10 protein-coding genes and 4 pseudogenes are annotated in these 15440 nt (G+C 63.7%); 9 read left to right on the top strand and 5 right to left on the bottom strand.

Going from position 1 to position 15440, the window contains the following annotated elements:
• Window positions 1–164 precede the first annotated feature (164 nt).
• Window positions 165–1202, bottom strand: coding sequence for an IS110 family transposase (locus ACQ858_RS01350; RefSeq protein WP_431274663.1), 1038 nt, complete (start codon window positions 1200–1202; stop codon window positions 165–167).
• Window positions 1203–1323: 121 nt separating this feature from the next.
• The gene (locus ACQ858_RS01345; RefSeq protein WP_431275077.1) at window positions 1324–1791 is read right to left on the bottom strand and encodes a DUF1348 family protein; all 468 of its coding nucleotides are present in this window, start codon (window positions 1789–1791) and stop codon (window positions 1324–1326) included.
• 99 nt (window positions 1792–1890) lie between these two features.
• Between ACQ858_RS01345 and ACQ858_RS01340 the strand changes: the two genes are divergently transcribed.
• Window positions 1891–2472 carry a TetR/AcrR family transcriptional regulator gene (locus ACQ858_RS01340; protein ID WP_431275076.1) on the top strand — a complete coding sequence of 194 codons (582 nt, stop codon included), beginning with the start codon at window positions 1891–1893 and terminating at the stop codon, window positions 2470–2472.
• 416 nt (window positions 2473–2888) lie between these two features.
• On the opposite strand, the gene ACQ858_RS01335 is transcribed toward ACQ858_RS01340, so the two are convergent.
• Window positions 2889–4355 (bottom strand): PLP-dependent aminotransferase family protein, encoded by a 1467-nt coding sequence (locus ACQ858_RS01335; protein ID WP_431275075.1) that lies wholly within the window; start codon window positions 4353–4355, stop codon window positions 2889–2891.
• Between the two features lie 366 nt (window positions 4356–4721).
• Here ACQ858_RS01335 and ACQ858_RS01330 point away from each other — a divergent pair, with 366 nt between their 5' ends.
• The 7 genes and pseudogenes from ACQ858_RS01330 (at window position 4722) to ACQ858_RS01300 (ending at window position 11684) form a co-directional block, all read left to right on the top strand.
• Window positions 4722–4958, top strand: a complete 237-nt coding sequence (locus ACQ858_RS01330) for a hypothetical protein (RefSeq protein ID WP_431275074.1) — start codon at window positions 4722–4724, stop codon at window positions 4956–4958.
• Between the two features lie 224 nt (window positions 4959–5182).
• A protein-coding gene (locus ACQ858_RS01325) for an IS5 family transposase (protein WP_431274653.1) occupies window positions 5183–5945 on the top strand; the annotation gives its coding sequence in 2 pieces (ribosomal slippage) (window positions 5183–5502 and window positions 5501–5945; 765 coding nt in all).
• A gap of 533 nt (window positions 5946–6478) precedes the next feature.
• Window positions 6479–6808, top strand: a complete 330-nt coding sequence (locus tag ACQ858_RS01320) for a hypothetical protein (protein ID WP_431275073.1) — start codon at window positions 6479–6481, stop codon at window positions 6806–6808.
• A 93-nt stretch (window positions 6809–6901) separates the two neighbouring features.
• Complete coding sequence (locus ACQ858_RS01315) at window positions 6902–7309, top strand: hypothetical protein (RefSeq protein WP_431275072.1); 408 nt, start codon at window positions 6902–6904, stop codon at window positions 7307–7309.
• Window positions 7310–7455: 146 nt separating this feature from the next.
• Window positions 7456–8614: pseudogene (locus tag ACQ858_RS01310) on the top strand (acyl-CoA dehydrogenase family protein).
• Between the two features lie 60 nt (window positions 8615–8674).
• Window positions 8675–10785 (top strand): annotated as a pseudogene (locus ACQ858_RS01305) (acetate--CoA ligase family protein).
• Entirely contained in the window at window positions 10782–11684 is a 903-nt protein-coding gene (locus ACQ858_RS01300) for a LysR substrate-binding domain-containing protein (RefSeq protein WP_431275071.1), read from the top strand. Before ACQ858_RS01305 ends, ACQ858_RS01300 begins: the two are co-directional and overlap by 4 nt.
• A 24-nt stretch (window positions 11685–11708) precedes the next feature.
• Here the strand turns inward: ACQ858_RS01300 and ACQ858_RS01295 are convergent.
• A pseudogene (locus ACQ858_RS01295) lies at window positions 11709–13087 on the bottom strand (NAD-dependent succinate-semialdehyde dehydrogenase).
• Between the two features lie 52 nt (window positions 13088–13139).
• Window positions 13140–13978 (bottom strand): annotated as a pseudogene (locus ACQ858_RS01290) (NAD(P)-dependent oxidoreductase).
• 398 nt (window positions 13979–14376) lie between these two features.
• On the opposite strand from ACQ858_RS01290, the gene ACQ858_RS01285 reads away from it, so the two are divergent.
• Entirely contained in the window at window positions 14377–15411 is a 1035-nt protein-coding gene (locus ACQ858_RS01285) for an iron-containing alcohol dehydrogenase (protein WP_431275070.1), read from the top strand.
• Window positions 15412–15440 lie beyond the last annotated feature (29 nt).

The following is a 15440-nucleotide window of genomic DNA, read 5'->3' as shown; positions in this document are numbered from 1 at the left end:
GATGGGATTTGCTGGTCGGCTCCTCTATCGCTCCTTCGCACTCGAGGTGCCTCGGACGTTCTGGGCTTCGCCAACCACGGTCTTACCTGTCTTGCCATCAGTGCGTGATTGCCTGAGCAATCGGCGGTTCGTTCTCCTGCTTGCTGTGTAGATTGGTCGCCTTGCTACGTCGCAAGCTGGAGCGGCACGTAGTTAGAACGGAACTCGCGGCCGTGGGCGAGCAGCGCCCATACCGTTCGTACGTTCTTGTTAGCTAGGGCGACGGCGGCCACGTTCGGATGTCGTCGGTTCAACAGGCTCGCCAGCCACACGTTGGTGTTCACGGCCTTCTTCTGCGCCGCGACGATAGCCGAGCGAGCACCGTGAATCAGCAGCGTGCGCAGGTACACATCGCCGCGCTTGCTGATGCCCAGCAGCGTTGGCTTGCCCCCGCTCGAATGCTGCCTCGGCACCAGCCCGAGCCAAGCCGAGAGCTGCCGCCCGTTGTCGAAGCTGTTCGCATCGGCGATGGAGGCGACGAGTGCACTGGCACCCAGAGGTCCGATGCCGGGAATCTTCTCGAGCCTCAAGCTGAGCTCACTGCTGCGATGCCACGCCTTGATTTGGTCCTCGAACTCGTGGACCAGCTTGTCCAGCTCTTTGAGATGCTCGGTCAGGCGAACGATGAGTCGGCGGAACGACCCCGGCAGCTCATTGCTCGCGTCTTCGAGCAGCTCGGGCACCTGCTCGGCGACGTGACAGATGCCCTTCGGGATGACGAGGCCGAACTCGCCGAGGAGGCTGCGAATCTGGTTGGCCTGCGCGGTGCGGGCAATGACGAAGCCCTGGCGCGCACGATGAAGTGACAGCACCGACTGCTGCTCGACGCTCTTCACCGGAACGAACCGCATGCTCGGTCTGGCGACGGCCTCGCAAATGGCCTCGGCATCGGCCACATCGTTCTTGTTGCTCTTCACATAGGGCTTGACGAACTGCGGCGACATCAGGCGCACCGTGTGGCCGAATCCCTGCAGGGTGCGCGCCCAGTGGTGGGCGCTGCCGCAGGCCTCCATACCGATGAGGCACGGAGGCAAGTTCACGAAGAAGGTGGTCATCTGGTCACGCCGAAGCTGCTTGCGCAACGCGACCTTGCCATGCTCATCCACTGCGTGAACCTGGAACACGTTCTTTGCCAGGTCGATGCCAACAGTCGTAATCTTCATGGTGGACGCCCCTCTCGGTTCAAGTGGTTGGTGACACTTCCACTTTGGCACATCGATGCCGTTACGAGTGGGGGCGTCCATCCCATTGCTCCTGGGCCAAGACCCGACGGTCACCGGTACATCACAGGCCCAGGTCGCTGAGGCCGGGATGGTCGTCGGGACGGCGGCCGAGCGGCCAGTGGAACTTCCGCTCGGAAGCCTGGATGGGCATGTCGTTGATGCACGCGAAGCGGCGCTGCATCAGGCCGTCCTCGCTGAACTCCCAGTTCTCGTTTCCATACGAGCGAAACCAGTTGCCGGAGTCGTCGCGCCACTCGTAGGCGTAGCGGACGGCAATGCGATTGCCATCGAAGGCCCAGAGCTCCTTGATCAGGCGGTAATCCAGCTCCTTGCGCCACTTGCGTTCGAGGAATGCCTGGGCCTCCTCACGGTTGCTGGCAAATTCGACCCGATTGCGCCACTTCGTGTCGCGCGTATAGGCGAGTGCGACCTTCGCCGCATCGCGGGTGTTCCACCCGTCTTCGGCGAGTCGGACCTTCTGGATGGCTGATTCCCTGGTGAACGGCGGCAGCGGCGGGCGAGTTTCCATGGTGTGGACCTTCTAGGTTGATGGGGTTTGGCATGTAGACAGGTTTGTCTACATGGCCTTAATGTAGCGAACGTAGACGAACCTGTCTACACTGGCGCCATGCCCATATCCAGAAGTCCAGAACTTGCCGAACTGCCCGCGCGAGAGCGCATCCTCGCGACCGCTCACGACCTCTTCTATGGAGACGGAATTCGAGCGACCGGCATCGACAAGCTGATCGCGGCGTCCGGCGTCACGAAGGTCACCTTCTACCGGCACTTCCCGAGCAAGAACGACCTGATTCGTTCCTACCTCGACTATCGGCACCGACTGTGGATCGACTGGTTCCGGGACGCGCTGGCCCGGCATGGGAGCGCAAGGATTGGAGCGATGGCACTCCTTCCGACGCTGAAAGAATGGTGGTCCGACGCGCGTTTTCGCGGCTGTGCATTCATCAACGCATCGGTGGAACTCGGTACGTCCAGCGCCGAGGTGCTCGAGGTGAGCCGCGTCCACAAGGAAGAGATGATCGAGGCGATCTCGTCGACGCTGCCGGCGGGGCGACGCCGGCGCGCCCTCGCGCAATCGCTGGCGCTGGCTGTCGACGGCGCGATCGTTCATGTGCAGCTGGGCATGGATGCCGAACAGGTGTCATCCAGATTCGAACAGCTCCTGAAGGCGACGCTAAAGACGAGCGCTTGAGCTGAGTCAATCCGCCCGATGGTCGAACTCGCCAAATCGTTCGCACTACCTGCCACGCACCCAACGCCGGCCCCGAGGCGCCCACCTTCGAGGTCCTCACCACACCCACCGCGAAGCAGCAGCGCGCCGGCGGATCAGCAGCCAGACTGGGATTGACGTTGCCGATCCGCGGCCAAGATCAAGGTGAAAACCGTCGTTCACCCACCTTCAAGATGAGCGCTATTTCGCCGGAAGGCGGCGGGCGATTCTTGCGGTAGGAGTTCTTGACCGCAATCCAATCATGTCGCCAAGAAGTCGGGGCTACCGCTTTAGGCCTTCGTGCCATCTTGCGGCGAAACCTCTACGACTGGATAGAAGCGGCGCGCGTGACGTTGAGCGTCAGTCGAAGGGCGGACCTCGAACTGCATTGACTCCAACTAGGGTCTCGACGAAGCTTCTTCGAAGCTTGGCCCCGATTTTCCAGTTGAAGATTTAAGCTGCGCGTTAGCAAGATCTCCAAGACTCCTGATAGCCCCTTCCAAGCGCGGGTCGCCGAGATACCCGTAGTTAATGCGCAGATGCCGGGTGTATCGGCGGTCGGCTGAAAACAAATGGCCGGGCGCCACGCCTATGCCGAGCCGAAGAGCGTCCTTGTGCAGTGCGAGCGTGTCGACACCTTCTGGCAGCGCGAGCCACAGGAAATAGCCGCCCTCGGGGCGCGTGACCCGCGTTCCAGTCGGAAAGTATCGATCGATAAGTCGCAAGCAGGCAGCCTGCTGGCGGCTGAACGAATGCCGCAGGGCGCGCAAGTGCCGATCGAAACTCTTGTGTTGCAGGTACTCCTGCAACGCCAGTTGCGAGGGAAGTGCCGTCGCCAGCGAACTCATCAACTTGTTCCGACCCAAAGTGGTTGCGAAGCGACCGCCCGCTACCCAACCGATGCGATATCCGGGTGCCAGGGATTTCGAGAAAGAACTGCAGTGCAGCACCCAGCCAGCCCGGTCCCAAGCCTTGGCCGGTGGCGGTCTCCGAGGCCCATGCGCGAGCTCGCCGTACACGTCGTCTTCGATCAGCGGTATGGCGCGAGCGGCGAGCATGCTGACCAGTTGCTCTTTGGCTGCGTCGCTCATGGTGCAGCCCATTGGGTTCTGGAAGGTCGGCATGAACCAGCAGGCCTTCACCGGATGCTGGTCGATCACGCGAGCAAGAGAGCCGAGATCCACGCCTGTTCGCGGGTGGGTCTCAACCTCGACCGCGCGAAGACCGCGCCGCTCCAGTGCCTGCAACGCAGCATAAAAGGTTGGCGTTTCGATCGCCACGACGTCGCCTGGCTGCGTCACCGTTTCGAGCGCAAGATTGAGTGCTTCCATCGCCCCGCTGGTGATGACCAGTTCTGACGCAGGAACATCCATCCCGACGCTGCCGTAACGGAGGGAGATCTGATGGCGTAAAAGGGCGTTTCCTGGTGACAAATCCTCGACGGTCTGCCAGGGATCCATCCGCTTGAGCGCTCGCGTCAGGCCGGCGGCAAGTTGCTCGAAGGGAAACAGCTCTGGCGACGGAAAAGCCGAGCCGAGCGGGACCATGTCGCGCTCGCGAGCCTGTGCAAGGACCTGAAAGACCAGCGACGAGACGTCGACTGACATGGACCGGAGGACAGGCTCGCTGGCGGCGAGTTCGTTGGCCGGCACTTCCGCGCGCGCTCGGACGAAGTATCCCGATCGCTGCCGTGCTTCGACAAGCCCTTGCGCCTCCAGCAGGTAGTAAGCAGAGAACACTGTGGACGCACTGATGCCCATCTGCGACTTCAGTTCGCGCACGGAGGGAAGGCGATCGTTCGCCTTTAGGCTACCCGCGCGAATGCGCTGAGCGATGTTGTCGGCAAGCTTCTCGTAGCGGTTCATGGGCATCCCCCTCTGATACGGTCGTCCTGGACCGCTTCCGAGATTTTCGTATCAGATGTCGGCGTGCCCCGGAGCGACTACCGGCCTCCTTGCATCTGATACGAAAATTTTCAGCTGATCTGGTTCTGTACGTATCAGCCTGGAAGATGAACACTCGACAGCACGATGAGATTGCTTCTGTGGTGCCGGCGGACTGCTCCGCCTTTCGACCGATGTCTTGCGTGACTTTCGACGCGCCTTGCGGACGCCCATTCAGCTCACCGCAACCGTTTCGTTAGGTTGTTTTTCCGTTTCTTTATCGGTCTATTGAGTTATTCGCGGCAATGGAGCATTTCGCCGTCCGTCACCACCAATTTCCTTTAAATCATGAATTCAATCCCTATCTCTTTTATTATTTTCAAGGTTCTCGTGCTCAGCGTGGGCATGTATCTGGCCGTCAAGTGGCATTACGATCGGGGACAGAAGGAAAAGAATCAAAAGACAGCTGCAGTGGTACTGACATCTATTAAGGTGGGCGCGGCGTTCGTCGCTTCTGCGTTCCTCATGCTGTTCCTCACCTTTGAATTTTGCAGTTGGATGGGTCTGGACCTGGCCATGCGGTGATTGGAAATTTTCGGTCGATAGCCCGGATACAGTGCGACTAGCGGCACGACCCTCTCAGAATGGACCGCGACACGACGGCGCGGTATTTGGCTGGCATGCCGACGTGCAAGGCACAAGCTCGCCGACGGTAAAGTTCTTGCCCGGAATTCATGTCAAGTGATCTCCCGACTAGGGCGTGTTAACACTAATGGTGCCGACCATGCCCACTCGCCGATACTCTAGGCATGGAAATCACGCCCGAGCAATTTGCCTGGATTGAGCACTGTCTGCCGACGCAGCGAGGCAATGTGAGCCTGACGAACCTTCAGGTCGTCAACGCCATCCTGTACGTGGCCGAGCATGGCTGCAAGTGGCGAGGGCTGCCCAAGCGCTTTGGCAACTGGCACACGATCTATACGCGCATGAACCGCTGGGCCAAGGCCGGCGTGCTCGATCGAATGTTCGAGGAGCTTCAGAGGGCGCAGGTGGTTCGCATCAGGATCGAGGCTGTCTCGCTGGATTCCACGAGCATCAAGGTGCATCCGGACGGCACTGGGGCGTTAAAAAAACGGCCCACAGGCCATCGGCAAGTCCCGAGGCGGATGGAACACCAAGATTCATATGGTTGCCGCGGATGCTCGAACGGCCATAACGTTCTCGCTGTCGCCGGGTCAAGCGCACGATGCACCTGAAGGTCGGGCACTCCTGAGCCGGCTTGGTGCTCCTGGTCGGCCGCTGCACCTGCTCATGGATCGCGCCTATGAGGGCAACGAAACGCGCCAACTCGCGCTCGACCTGGGGTTCATTCCTGTCGTGCCGCCTCTGAAGACCCGCGTTGAGCCCTGGGAGTACGACCGAGCGATGTACAGGCGCCGCAACGAGGTCGAGCGGTTGTTCCGCCGCCTCAAGGGCTACCGCCGAATCTTCTCGCGCTTCGACAAGCTCGACCTGATGTTCCTCGGTTTCATCAGCTTCGTCCTGGTCGCCGATGGCCTCCGTTTGTGTTAACACGCCCTAGACGCGGACAGCCGGGAGTGAAACCGAGGCGCATGTTCGGATGACGCTTGGGAAATTACTGCAAAGGCGTGCGCTCTGCGTCAAGTCTGCGTGAAGAGCGGCTCTGGGCCCCATAACAACGCGATAGACGAAGGGCTGGTTTTGGCCGAGGCCGGAAAGAATCGCGAGTTTAGGCGCGCAGATCTCGCTCCCACTACCACTTCAAGCGCGAGGCTACGGTTAAGCGCCGCGCATCACTCGACCCCATCGCTATACTCCGCCCGATCACGTCCCCAACGACGTGATCGGGTTCTAGCAGCCCCAAAACACGTTCTGCGACGAAAGCCGCAGTCACTCCCGCAGGACCTGCGGCTTTTTCGTTCGAGCTTCTTTTAGGCGGCTCGAGCGGGAGGGCTTACGCCCTGCCGGTTCTCGCAGGAGGTGTCCGGTCTGCTAACCCGTTCGAGCTGCCGCCTTCGTTTAGCAGCGGGTGCGGTGGTTGTTGCAATGACACACCTCCTGGAGGCCTTCATGGCTCACCCTACTTGCGCGCTCGCGCGCCTCCCCCACCCTCCCCCGCTGGCGACCGCCCGCGTCCCACCACCGAAGCCGAGCGCGACCTGCTCGTCGACCGGGCCAACGCCGAACTCGGCGCCGCGACCGAAGCCGGCACCGCGCTCACCTGCTTGCGCAAGCTGCTCGTTCACACGCGCGGTTTGAGCCGCGATGAGCGCAGCTTCAGCCATCACGAGGTGGAGTGCCTGATCACCGTGGTCGTCGACGAGTTCGAGCGGCGCTTGCAGGTGACGCAGGCGACCGCCGATCTGCTCGGTCCGTCGATGGTCGCCGAGCGATTGCATCACCCATCGACCTGATCGGGTCCGGCAGCGCCCGCACGTTTGCGCGCATGCGCCATCCGACCACGTTGTGCGAGGATGGCGCTCGCTGCATTAGACGGGGTGCGCGTGATGCCCAATCCATGGAAGCGTCGATTCGTCCTGTTCATCAAGCGCTTCTGGCAACCGACCAGCGCGTGCATGACCTGCATGCCCGGGAGCCTCGCGAATCTCCTGAGCGCGCCCCATTGGGCGCTTGCGTTGCGGACCGGTTTGTTCACCGGGGTTCTCGTGCTGATCCTCACCTTCACACCGGCGATGAAGCTGTTCGGCAATCGCTATGGCAACGCGCTGCTGGTCGGGTTGCTGACGATGGCCGGCGACACGTTCTCGCATCCGGGGCACTACGGCATTCCGCATCTGGAGGCGGTGGTGACGGGTGTGGTGTCCGGGCTGCTGGCGCTGGCGGGGTCGTACCTCTTTGAGGACCGGGCTCGGAGGCTGCGCGGGCTGTGGGCTCGTCTGTGGGGCCGCGCGTGAATTGCCGCCTCGGAACTCGCCAGGTGCCAGCGGTGTGCACCGGATGCGATGACTTTTTGTCATGCCAGCTGTCCGGATCGGAAGTTCCGCGAATCGCGCGCCTGGAGGACGATCGGCCCATCGCACCGCGGACCGACGAGAGGCACATGAATTTCCAATTGAGTGAAGAACATCAGGCGTTCGCCGATTCGGTGAACCGTTTCGCACAGGACAAGCTGGCCGCCGGCGCCCTTGAGCGTGCCCACGCCCACGACTACCCGTGGGAGATCGCGCAACTGCTCGCGAAGCAGGGGTTGCTGGGCATTGCATTTCCGGAGGCCGATGGCGGCCAGGGCGGCACGCTCATGCACGCCGTGCTGGCGATCCAGCAGATCGCGCTGGTGTGCCCCAAGAGCGCGGACATCGTGCAGGCGGGCAACTTCGGGCCAATCCGCACTTTCGTCGAGTACGCGACGCCGGAGCAGAAGGACCGCTTCCTGCCGGATCTGCTGGGCGGGCGCAAGTTGATCGCCCTCGGCATGACCGAACCCGATGCGGGCTCTGCCGTGACCGAGCTCAAGACCAGCGCCCGCAAGGATGGCGACGGCTACGTCATCAACGGCAGCAAGATTTTCTCGACCCATAGCCCGGACGCCGATGTCTTTCTCGTCTACGTGCGTTTCGGACCCGGGACGGACGGCATCGGCTCGGTGCTGGTCGAGCGCGGCACGCCGGGATTCACGGTCGGCAATCCGGCGGGCTTCATGAACGGCGAGCGCTGGTCGCAGCTGTATTTCGAGGACGCGCGCATCCCGGCAAAGAACGTGCTTCTCGGGCCCGGCGGGTTCAAGAAGCAGATCTCCGGATTCAACGTGGAGCGCCTGGGCAACGCATCGCGCTCGCTCGCGCTCGGACGGCATGCTTTCAATGTCGCGCGCGAGCATGCGCGGACCCGCAAGCAGTTCGGTCGCGAGTTGTGCGAGTTCCAGGGCCTGCAGTGGGAAGTTCGCTGACATGTGGATGAAGCTGGAGCAGGCGCAACTGCTGCTGTACCGCGCGGCGCTTGAGGGCGAGCACGGCCTGCCGTCCGCGCAGAGCACGGCAATGGCCAAGCTCGCATGCAACGAAGCGGGATGGTTCGTTGCCAACGAGGCGCTGCAGGTCATGGGCGGCATGGGGTTCAGCCAGGAGGCCATCGTCGAGTACTGCGTGCGCCGCATCCGCGGCTGGATGATCGCCGGCGGCTCGATCGAGATACTCAAGAACCGCATCGCCGAAGGCGTCTTCGGCCGCACCTTTTCCCAGCGGCCGCCCAAGGCGGCTTAAACCTACCCAAGACACTCTGGAGACTCTCTCGGTCAGGGTCTCGCTGACTCAATGATCGACATGCAGAAGTTTCGCGCAGAAGAAGGCGGCCTCCACACGGCCCTGTTCAACCCCAAGAGCGTGGCGCTGGTCGGCGCATCGGACGACGAGACGAAGACCGCAGGGCGACCGCAGCAGTTCCTGCGCCGCGCAGGGTTCGCGGGCAAGGTCTACCCGATCAATCCGAACCGCGAGACCGTGCAAGGCGCGCGGGCCTACCCCTCTCTATCCGCGCTGCCGGAGGTGCCGGACCATGTTTTCGTGCTGTCTCCCACCGCGAGCGTGCTGCCGACGGTGGAGGAGTGCGCGAAGCTCGGCGTCAAGGTCGTGACCGTGCTGGCCAGCGGCTTCTCGGAGTCCGGACCGGAGGGCGCACAGAAGGAGGCGGAGCTGCGCACGCTGGCGCAACGCAGCGGCGTGCGGGTGCTCGGCCCCAGCAGCATCGGGGTGGTCAATCCGAGGAATGGCATGGTCCTCACGGCCAATGCCGCGTTCGCCGAGCCGGACCTGCCCAGTGGCCGCGTTTTCGTGGCATCGCACAGCGGCAGCATGATCGGTGCGCTGGTCTCGCGCGGTATCGCGCGCGGCGTGGGCTTTGCCGGGCTGGTGTCCGTGGGCAGCGAATCGGACCTGAGCCTCGGGGAGATTTGCCTCGCATCGCTCGACGATGACGGCATCGATGGCTATCTGCTCTTTCTCGAATCGATGCGTCACGGCGAGGCGCTGAAGCGGTTCGCGATCGAGGCGGCCCGCCGGGGAAGCCGGTGGTGGCCTACAAGCTCGGCCGATCGGACGCGGCCGCCGAGATGGCCACCACCCACACCGGCGCGCTGGCCGGCGAGGACGATGTGGCGGACGCGATGCTGAAGGACTGCGGCATTGCGCGTGTCGGCGTGATCGAAGCCTTGCTCGAAGCGGTGCCGCTGGCCCGGCGCATCCCGCTGCAGCGATGGACGCGCCCTCCCCGCGTGGGCGTGGTCACGACGACGGGCGGCGGCGCGGCGATGGCAGTGGACCAGCTCGGCATCCGCGACGTGACGGTGCAGGCACCGTCGGCCGAGACACTCCAGAAGCTGCGCGACAAAGGCATCGTGGTCAGCGCAGGCCGCGTGGTCGATCTCACGCTGGCCGGCGTCAGGTACGAGGTCATGAAGGCGGCGCTCGATGTGTTGCTGACGGCGCCCGAGTTCGATCTGGTGCTGGCGACGATCGGGTCGTCCGCGCGGTTTCAGCCGCAGCTTGCGGTCAAGCCCCTCATCGACAGCGCGCATCACGCGACGCCGCTGGCCGCGATGTTGGTGCCCGATGCGCCGCAGGCGCTCGCGGCGCTGACAGCGGCGGGTGTGCCGTGCTTCCGCGGTCCGGAGGCCTGCGCGGATGCGATTGCATCGGTGTTCGCGCGGCGGCTGCCGGACCGCCCGGCGCTGCCGCCGCAGCCTGACTCCGGGTTGGCGGTCGCGCCGCTGAGCGAAGCCCAGGCCTATGGGGTGCTGGATGCGCTGGGTGTGCCGCACGCTCCCGCGGTCACGGCATCGATCGACGCGGAGCCGCCGGCTTTGCCGTTCGACTTTCCGGTGGTGGCCAAGGTGTGCTCGGCGCAGATTCCGCACAAGACGGAAGTCGGGGGCGTCGTGCTCGACATTCGGAACGCGGACGCCTTGCACGCAGCCATGGCAACGCTGCGCGCCAACCTGCGCGAGCGAGCGCCGAGCGCAACATGCGACGAGGTACTGATCCAGCCGATGCGCAAGGGACTGGCGGAGGTCCTGATCGGCTACCGCATCGACCCGGACGCCGGGCCGATCATCATGCTGGCGGCAGGCGGCATCTGGGCGGAGGTCGCGCGCGACCGCAGCATCCGCCTCGCGCCGGTGAGCCTCGAAGTCGCGCGGGACATGGTCGGCGAAGTCCGCGCACTCAAGACCGTGACGGGGCTGCGCGGCAAGGCGCGCGGCGATCTCGAGGCGCTGGCGGCCGCGGTTTCGGCCCTCTCGCAACTCGCGCTGCGCCCGCAGCTGGGCATCCGCGAAGCCGAGGTCAATCCGCTCATGATCATGGAAGAAGGAGCCGGCGTGATGGCGGTGGACGCGCTGATCCTGCGGACACCACAGGCAAAATCCACGCCTCAATGAAAACTCCGCCGCTCAATCCGCTCAAGGTATTCGACGCCGTTGCGAGGACCGGCAACCTGACGACGGCCGGCAGCGAACTGGGCGTGAGCCAGTCGGCGGTGAGCCGGCAAATCGCGGTTCTGGAGGAATACCTGGGAGTCCAGCTCTTCGCGCGCGAGCGGGTGGGCGTGAAGCTGACGGAGGTGGGCGAGGTCTACGCCAGCCGAATCGGCCCGGCCTTCAAGGAGATTGCCGACGCGACCCGGCTCATCACCCAGAAGTATTCCAACAACATCATCCATCTGCGCACGTACACGACGCTGACCGCTCGCTGGCTGATCCCGCGCCTGCCTCGCTTCAACGCCCAGTATCCGGACATTCAGGTCACGATTTCCAACAGCACCGCGTCGCCGGATTTCGGTGTCGAGCAATGTGACCTGGCCATTGTCTTCGGCGATGGAAACTGGCCCGGGGCGGATGCGACCTTGCTGCTGGAAGATGTCATCGAGCCTGTGTGCTCGCCATCGTTCCTTGACTCCTTCGATGACGGCAGCCACTTGCTGGAGGATATTGCTCGCAGGCGGCTGCTCGTCTCCAAGTACCGCAACAATGACTGGCCGATCTGGCTGGCGCACGCGGGCCTGGGCAAGGTATTCGGTGCTGCGGAGAAGATGACGTTCAGCAGTTCCCTGCTGACCTGGCAGGCAGCCATGGATGGGCTGGGGATCGCGATGGGGCAGCAGATCATGACGGAGACCGACATCCGCGCCGGGCGCCTGATCCGGCCGTTTTCCAGGCCGTTGCGAACCGGACGGGGTCACTACCTCGTGACACCGTCGCTGCAGCGGTACTCGGGCAAGATCGAGTCCTTCAAGGACTGGCTGCTGCACGAAGCACAGCAGTCGCAGACCATCCTCTGATTCCCTTGACTTGCCGCGCCCGGCTTACGAGCCCGCGCCCTGGCGCACGCACTTGAGGCGCAGAAACTCCTGCACACCTTCGATCCCGCCCTCTAACCCAAGGCCGCTGTCCTTGTGTCCGCCGAAGGGCGTCTCCGGCGCGGAGGCCTGCCATTCGTTGATGCAGACCACGCCACTGTCGATGTCGTTGGCGAGGCGCTGCGCGTGCTTCACCTGGTTTGTGAAGGCGTACGCCGTGAGACCAAAGGGAAGTCGGTTGGCCTCGGTGATCGCTTCGTCCAGGGTGTCGAAGGCGCTGATCGAGGCGATGGGGCCGAACGGCTCGATCGTCGCGACGTCGGAATCGACGCCGGGGTGAAGAATCACCGTGGGCCGGTAGAAGAAGCCCTGGGTGCCGACCCGCTCACCCCCGGTGGCGATCGTGAGTCCGCGACCGCGGGCGTCCTGCACCATGCTTTCGATGGCTTGCAGGCGCTTGAGATTCTTCAGCGGCCCCACCTGGGTGGCGCTGTCGAATGGGTCCCCCACTCTCAACGCCGCGGCTGCACGGACAAATTTCTCGGTGAACGCATCGAAGATCGACGACTGGACCAGGAACCGCGTTGGCGACGTGCACACCGGCCCGCATTCCGATACTTGCTGGCCACGGCCATGTTGACCACGCGATCCACGTCGACGTCGTCGCACACGATCACCGGTGCATGGCCGCCCAGTTCGAGCGTGGCCCGCTTCATGGTCGCGGCCGCCATCTTGCCGATGTCCTTGCCGACGGAGGTTGCTCCGGTAAAGCTGACCATGGCGATCTGCGGCGCGTTGCACAGGATGTCGGCGATCTCGGCGGGATCCCCGAACACCATGTTGACCACGCCGTCGGGAACGCCCGCATCCTGGATGATGCGCGCGATGAGAAGCGCGACGCCCGGGGTTTCTTCCGAGGGCTTGATGACGATGGTGCAGCCGGCCGCCAATGCGCCGCTGATCTTGCGCGCCGGCGTGATGGCAGGAGCATTCCAGCCCGCGAAGGCAGCCACAGGGCCGATCGGCTCCCAGCAAACGGTCTGGGTCACACCTTCGGTTCGCGCGGGAATCGTACGGCCGTAGATTCGTCGCGCTTCCTCGCTGGCCCAGTCGAACATCTCGGCAGCCGTCACCACTTCGCGCTGCCCCTCGGCAAGCGGCTTGCCCAGTTCCCGGGCGATCTGCTCCGCGAGCACCGTGCCGCGCTCGCGCATCAGCAAGGCCACGCGGCGCAACTGCGCGGATCTCTCCAGCGCGGACGTCTTGCGCCAGGTCTGGAAGGCGTTGGTCGCTGCGGCGACGGCCTCTTTCACGTCGGCCTTCGTGGCGGCCGCGAACTCATCGAGCGTCAGGCCCGTGCTCGGATTGACGACGACGCAGCGCATCGGCGAAGTGCCCGGCCGGAATTCGCCCGCGATGAATTGCGAGTACTGCATGTCAGTCCAATCGAAGGTGCGCCAGTCCGTTGGCCTCGGCCCAGAAATCGGTCATCGCCGACGTGTCCTGCGCATCCTTGCCAGCGTGGCGCGCCAACTGGAAGAGGCTGCGCACGAGGTTGCCCACCGGGAGTGACACTTGCGACGACTGTGCGGCCGCGCAGGCCAGGGTGAGATCCTTGAAGCCGAGGGCAAGGTCGAACCCCGGGGTCAAGTCGCCCTTGAGCACCTTGGCGGGCCACTTCTCCTTGAGTTGGCCGTTGGTTGCCGTTGTGCCCGTGAGCACGTTGAAGGTCTTGCGCAGGTCCAGCCCCAGTGCTTGCGAAAGCACGAGGGCTTCGGAATTCAATTGGCAGTAGCACAGGACCATGAGGTTGTTGATCAACTTCATGCGCGTGCCGGAGCCGGGCGCCCCGCAGTGCAGCACCGTGCTGCCCATTTTCAGCAGGACCGGTTCGAGAGCGGCAAGGTCGTCGGCATCGGCGCCCAGCATGAACAGTGATTCGCCGCGATCGGCATGGGCCGCCAACCGTCCGACTGGTGCGTCGGCGAAGCGCAGCCCCTGGCCTTGGCGGCACTGCACAGCTCGTCGACCGTATCGGTGTCGATCGTGCTGAGCTCGACCAAGGTAGCGCCCGGCTTCATCGCGCCAATCACACCTTGAGGGGACAGCACCACGTCTCGAACCTGGCGGGGGCCCGGCAGCATCGTGAAAATAATGTCGGCACGCGCAGCCAGATCCTGTGCGCCAGCGGCCGTGGAAGCGCCCTGCGATTCCAGTTTGCCGACCGGCTCGCTCTGGATGTCATGGACGATGAGGTCCACTCCGTTGCGCAACAAGTGAGAGGCGAGGGCAAATCCCATGCGCCCCAATCCGATGAATCCAACTTTCATAGATGTCATAAGAGAGCAGTTTCATTGGATTGTCCTTGGGCCTTCGCCATCACAGAACCAAGAATTTGTAGTGCAGCGATGAGCTTTGGTCATGCCTGCACGACATGAGTATTTGTCATGGCTTTTGACCAAAGCAGAAGTTCTCAAGCCTCGGGCCCATCGGCAACACTCATGGCTCGGCGCTACGACGGCGCAGCAGGAATGTGCATGGATTTCACGCTAATAGATGAACAAGGGGCTTCGATGCGCGCACCTGATATGTCGGGAGCGCCTGCGTGATGCCAGCGCCTCGCGTTATCGGACTGCCCGCTCTTTACGTTCAGGGCGAGAACATTCTGCAAGAGTTGTCCGCTCGTCTCACCGAAGGTTTCGGCTGCACGCACGCCTGCGCGATTTTTGATCCGGTGGTCGAGCCTCTGTTTTCCTGCTTGTTCTCCAACGCTTCGCCGGAACTGCGATGGACGGGACTGCCATTCGGCGGCCGCTGCACGCGTGCCGAAATCGAGCGCCTGTGTGCACTGGCGGGACCTGCTGCGCCCCAGGTGATCGTCGGCGCGGGAGGGGGACAGGCGCTGGACACGGCCAAGGCCGTGGCACGGCAGCTGCGGCTGCCGCTGGTCATCGTGCCCACGGCGGCGTCCAGCGATGCGCCGACCAGTCGCCTGATCGCGATCTACGACGATGCGCACAAGATCGTCGATGTTCCGCTCATGCCTTGGAATCCGAGCATGATCCTCGTCGACACGGCCGTTCTGGCCAAGGCGCCGAGGCGCCTTTTTATCGCGGGCATCGGCGACGCTTTCACCAAGCGCTTCGAAGTCGCGGACGCCGCGCGCGACCCGAACCAACGCAATTACTTCGGCGGACTGCCGCCGCATCTGGCGACGGTGCTGGGACGTGAATGCCACGAGATTCTCATCAGATTCGCGGCACCGGCCTTGCGCGAACTGGACGCGGGTGCGGGCGGTCCTGCGTTCGAGCGCGTGGTCGAGGCGACCATCCTGTATTCGGGGCTGGCGTTCGAGAGTGGCGGCTTGTCCGTCGCCCACGGCATGTTGCGCGGCCTGACCGCCTTTGGTGAGACGCAGGGCAGCCTGCACGGCGAACTGGTGAGCTACGGCTTGCTCGTGCAGCTTCATGCCTTTGATTACGACCCGCAGCAGATCACCGATGCGACGCGCTTTCTCGCGGGCGTGGGCCTGCCGACCTCTCGCAAGCACATCGGGCTCAGCGGCGCGTCGGCCGAGGACTTGCTGACGATCGCCCGGCTGACCCTGGCCGCCCCCTACCTGGAGCGGCTGGGGCCGACGCTCACACCTGATCGCCTCGTGGACGCCATGAATGCCGTGGAGCGGCATGCGCAGCCCGCGGTGATCTGACCCCGGTTTTCATAAACAAGGAGATGAAG

It is taken from the genome of Variovorax ureilyticus (genome assembly GCF_050632185.1).
In the GTDB taxonomy this organism is placed as follows: Bacteria; Pseudomonadota; Gammaproteobacteria; order Burkholderiales; family Burkholderiaceae_C; genus Variovorax; species Variovorax ureilyticus_A.
The sequence above is the reverse complement of the archived record's forward strand: the minus strand, read 5'-3'. Positions and strand labels throughout refer to the sequence as shown.

Excerpts from the sequence above, each read along its gene's own strand:
- ACQ858_RS01350 (WP_431274663.1), bottom strand. The coding sequence starts at position 1,202 with ATGAAGATTACGACTGTTGGCATCGACCTGGCAAAGAACGTGTTCCAG.
- ACQ858_RS01345 (WP_431275077.1), bottom strand. The coding sequence starts at position 1,791 with ATGGAAACTCGCCCGCCGCTGCCGCCGTTCACCAGGGAATCAGCCATC.
- ACQ858_RS01340 (WP_431275076.1), top strand. The coding sequence starts at position 1,891 with ATGCCCATATCCAGAAGTCCAGAACTTGCCGAACTGCCCGCGCGAGAG.
- ACQ858_RS01335 (WP_431275075.1), bottom strand. The coding sequence starts at position 4,355 with ATGAACCGCTACGAGAAGCTTGCCGACAACATCGCTCAGCGCATTCGC.
- ACQ858_RS01330 (WP_431275074.1), top strand. The coding sequence starts at position 4,722 with ATGAATTCAATCCCTATCTCTTTTATTATTTTCAAGGTTCTCGTGCTC.
- ACQ858_RS01315 (WP_431275072.1), top strand. The coding sequence starts at position 6,902 with ATGCCCAATCCATGGAAGCGTCGATTCGTCCTGTTCATCAAGCGCTTC.
- ACQ858_RS01300 (WP_431275071.1), top strand. The coding sequence starts at position 10,782 with ATGAAAACTCCGCCGCTCAATCCGCTCAAGGTATTCGACGCCGTTGCG.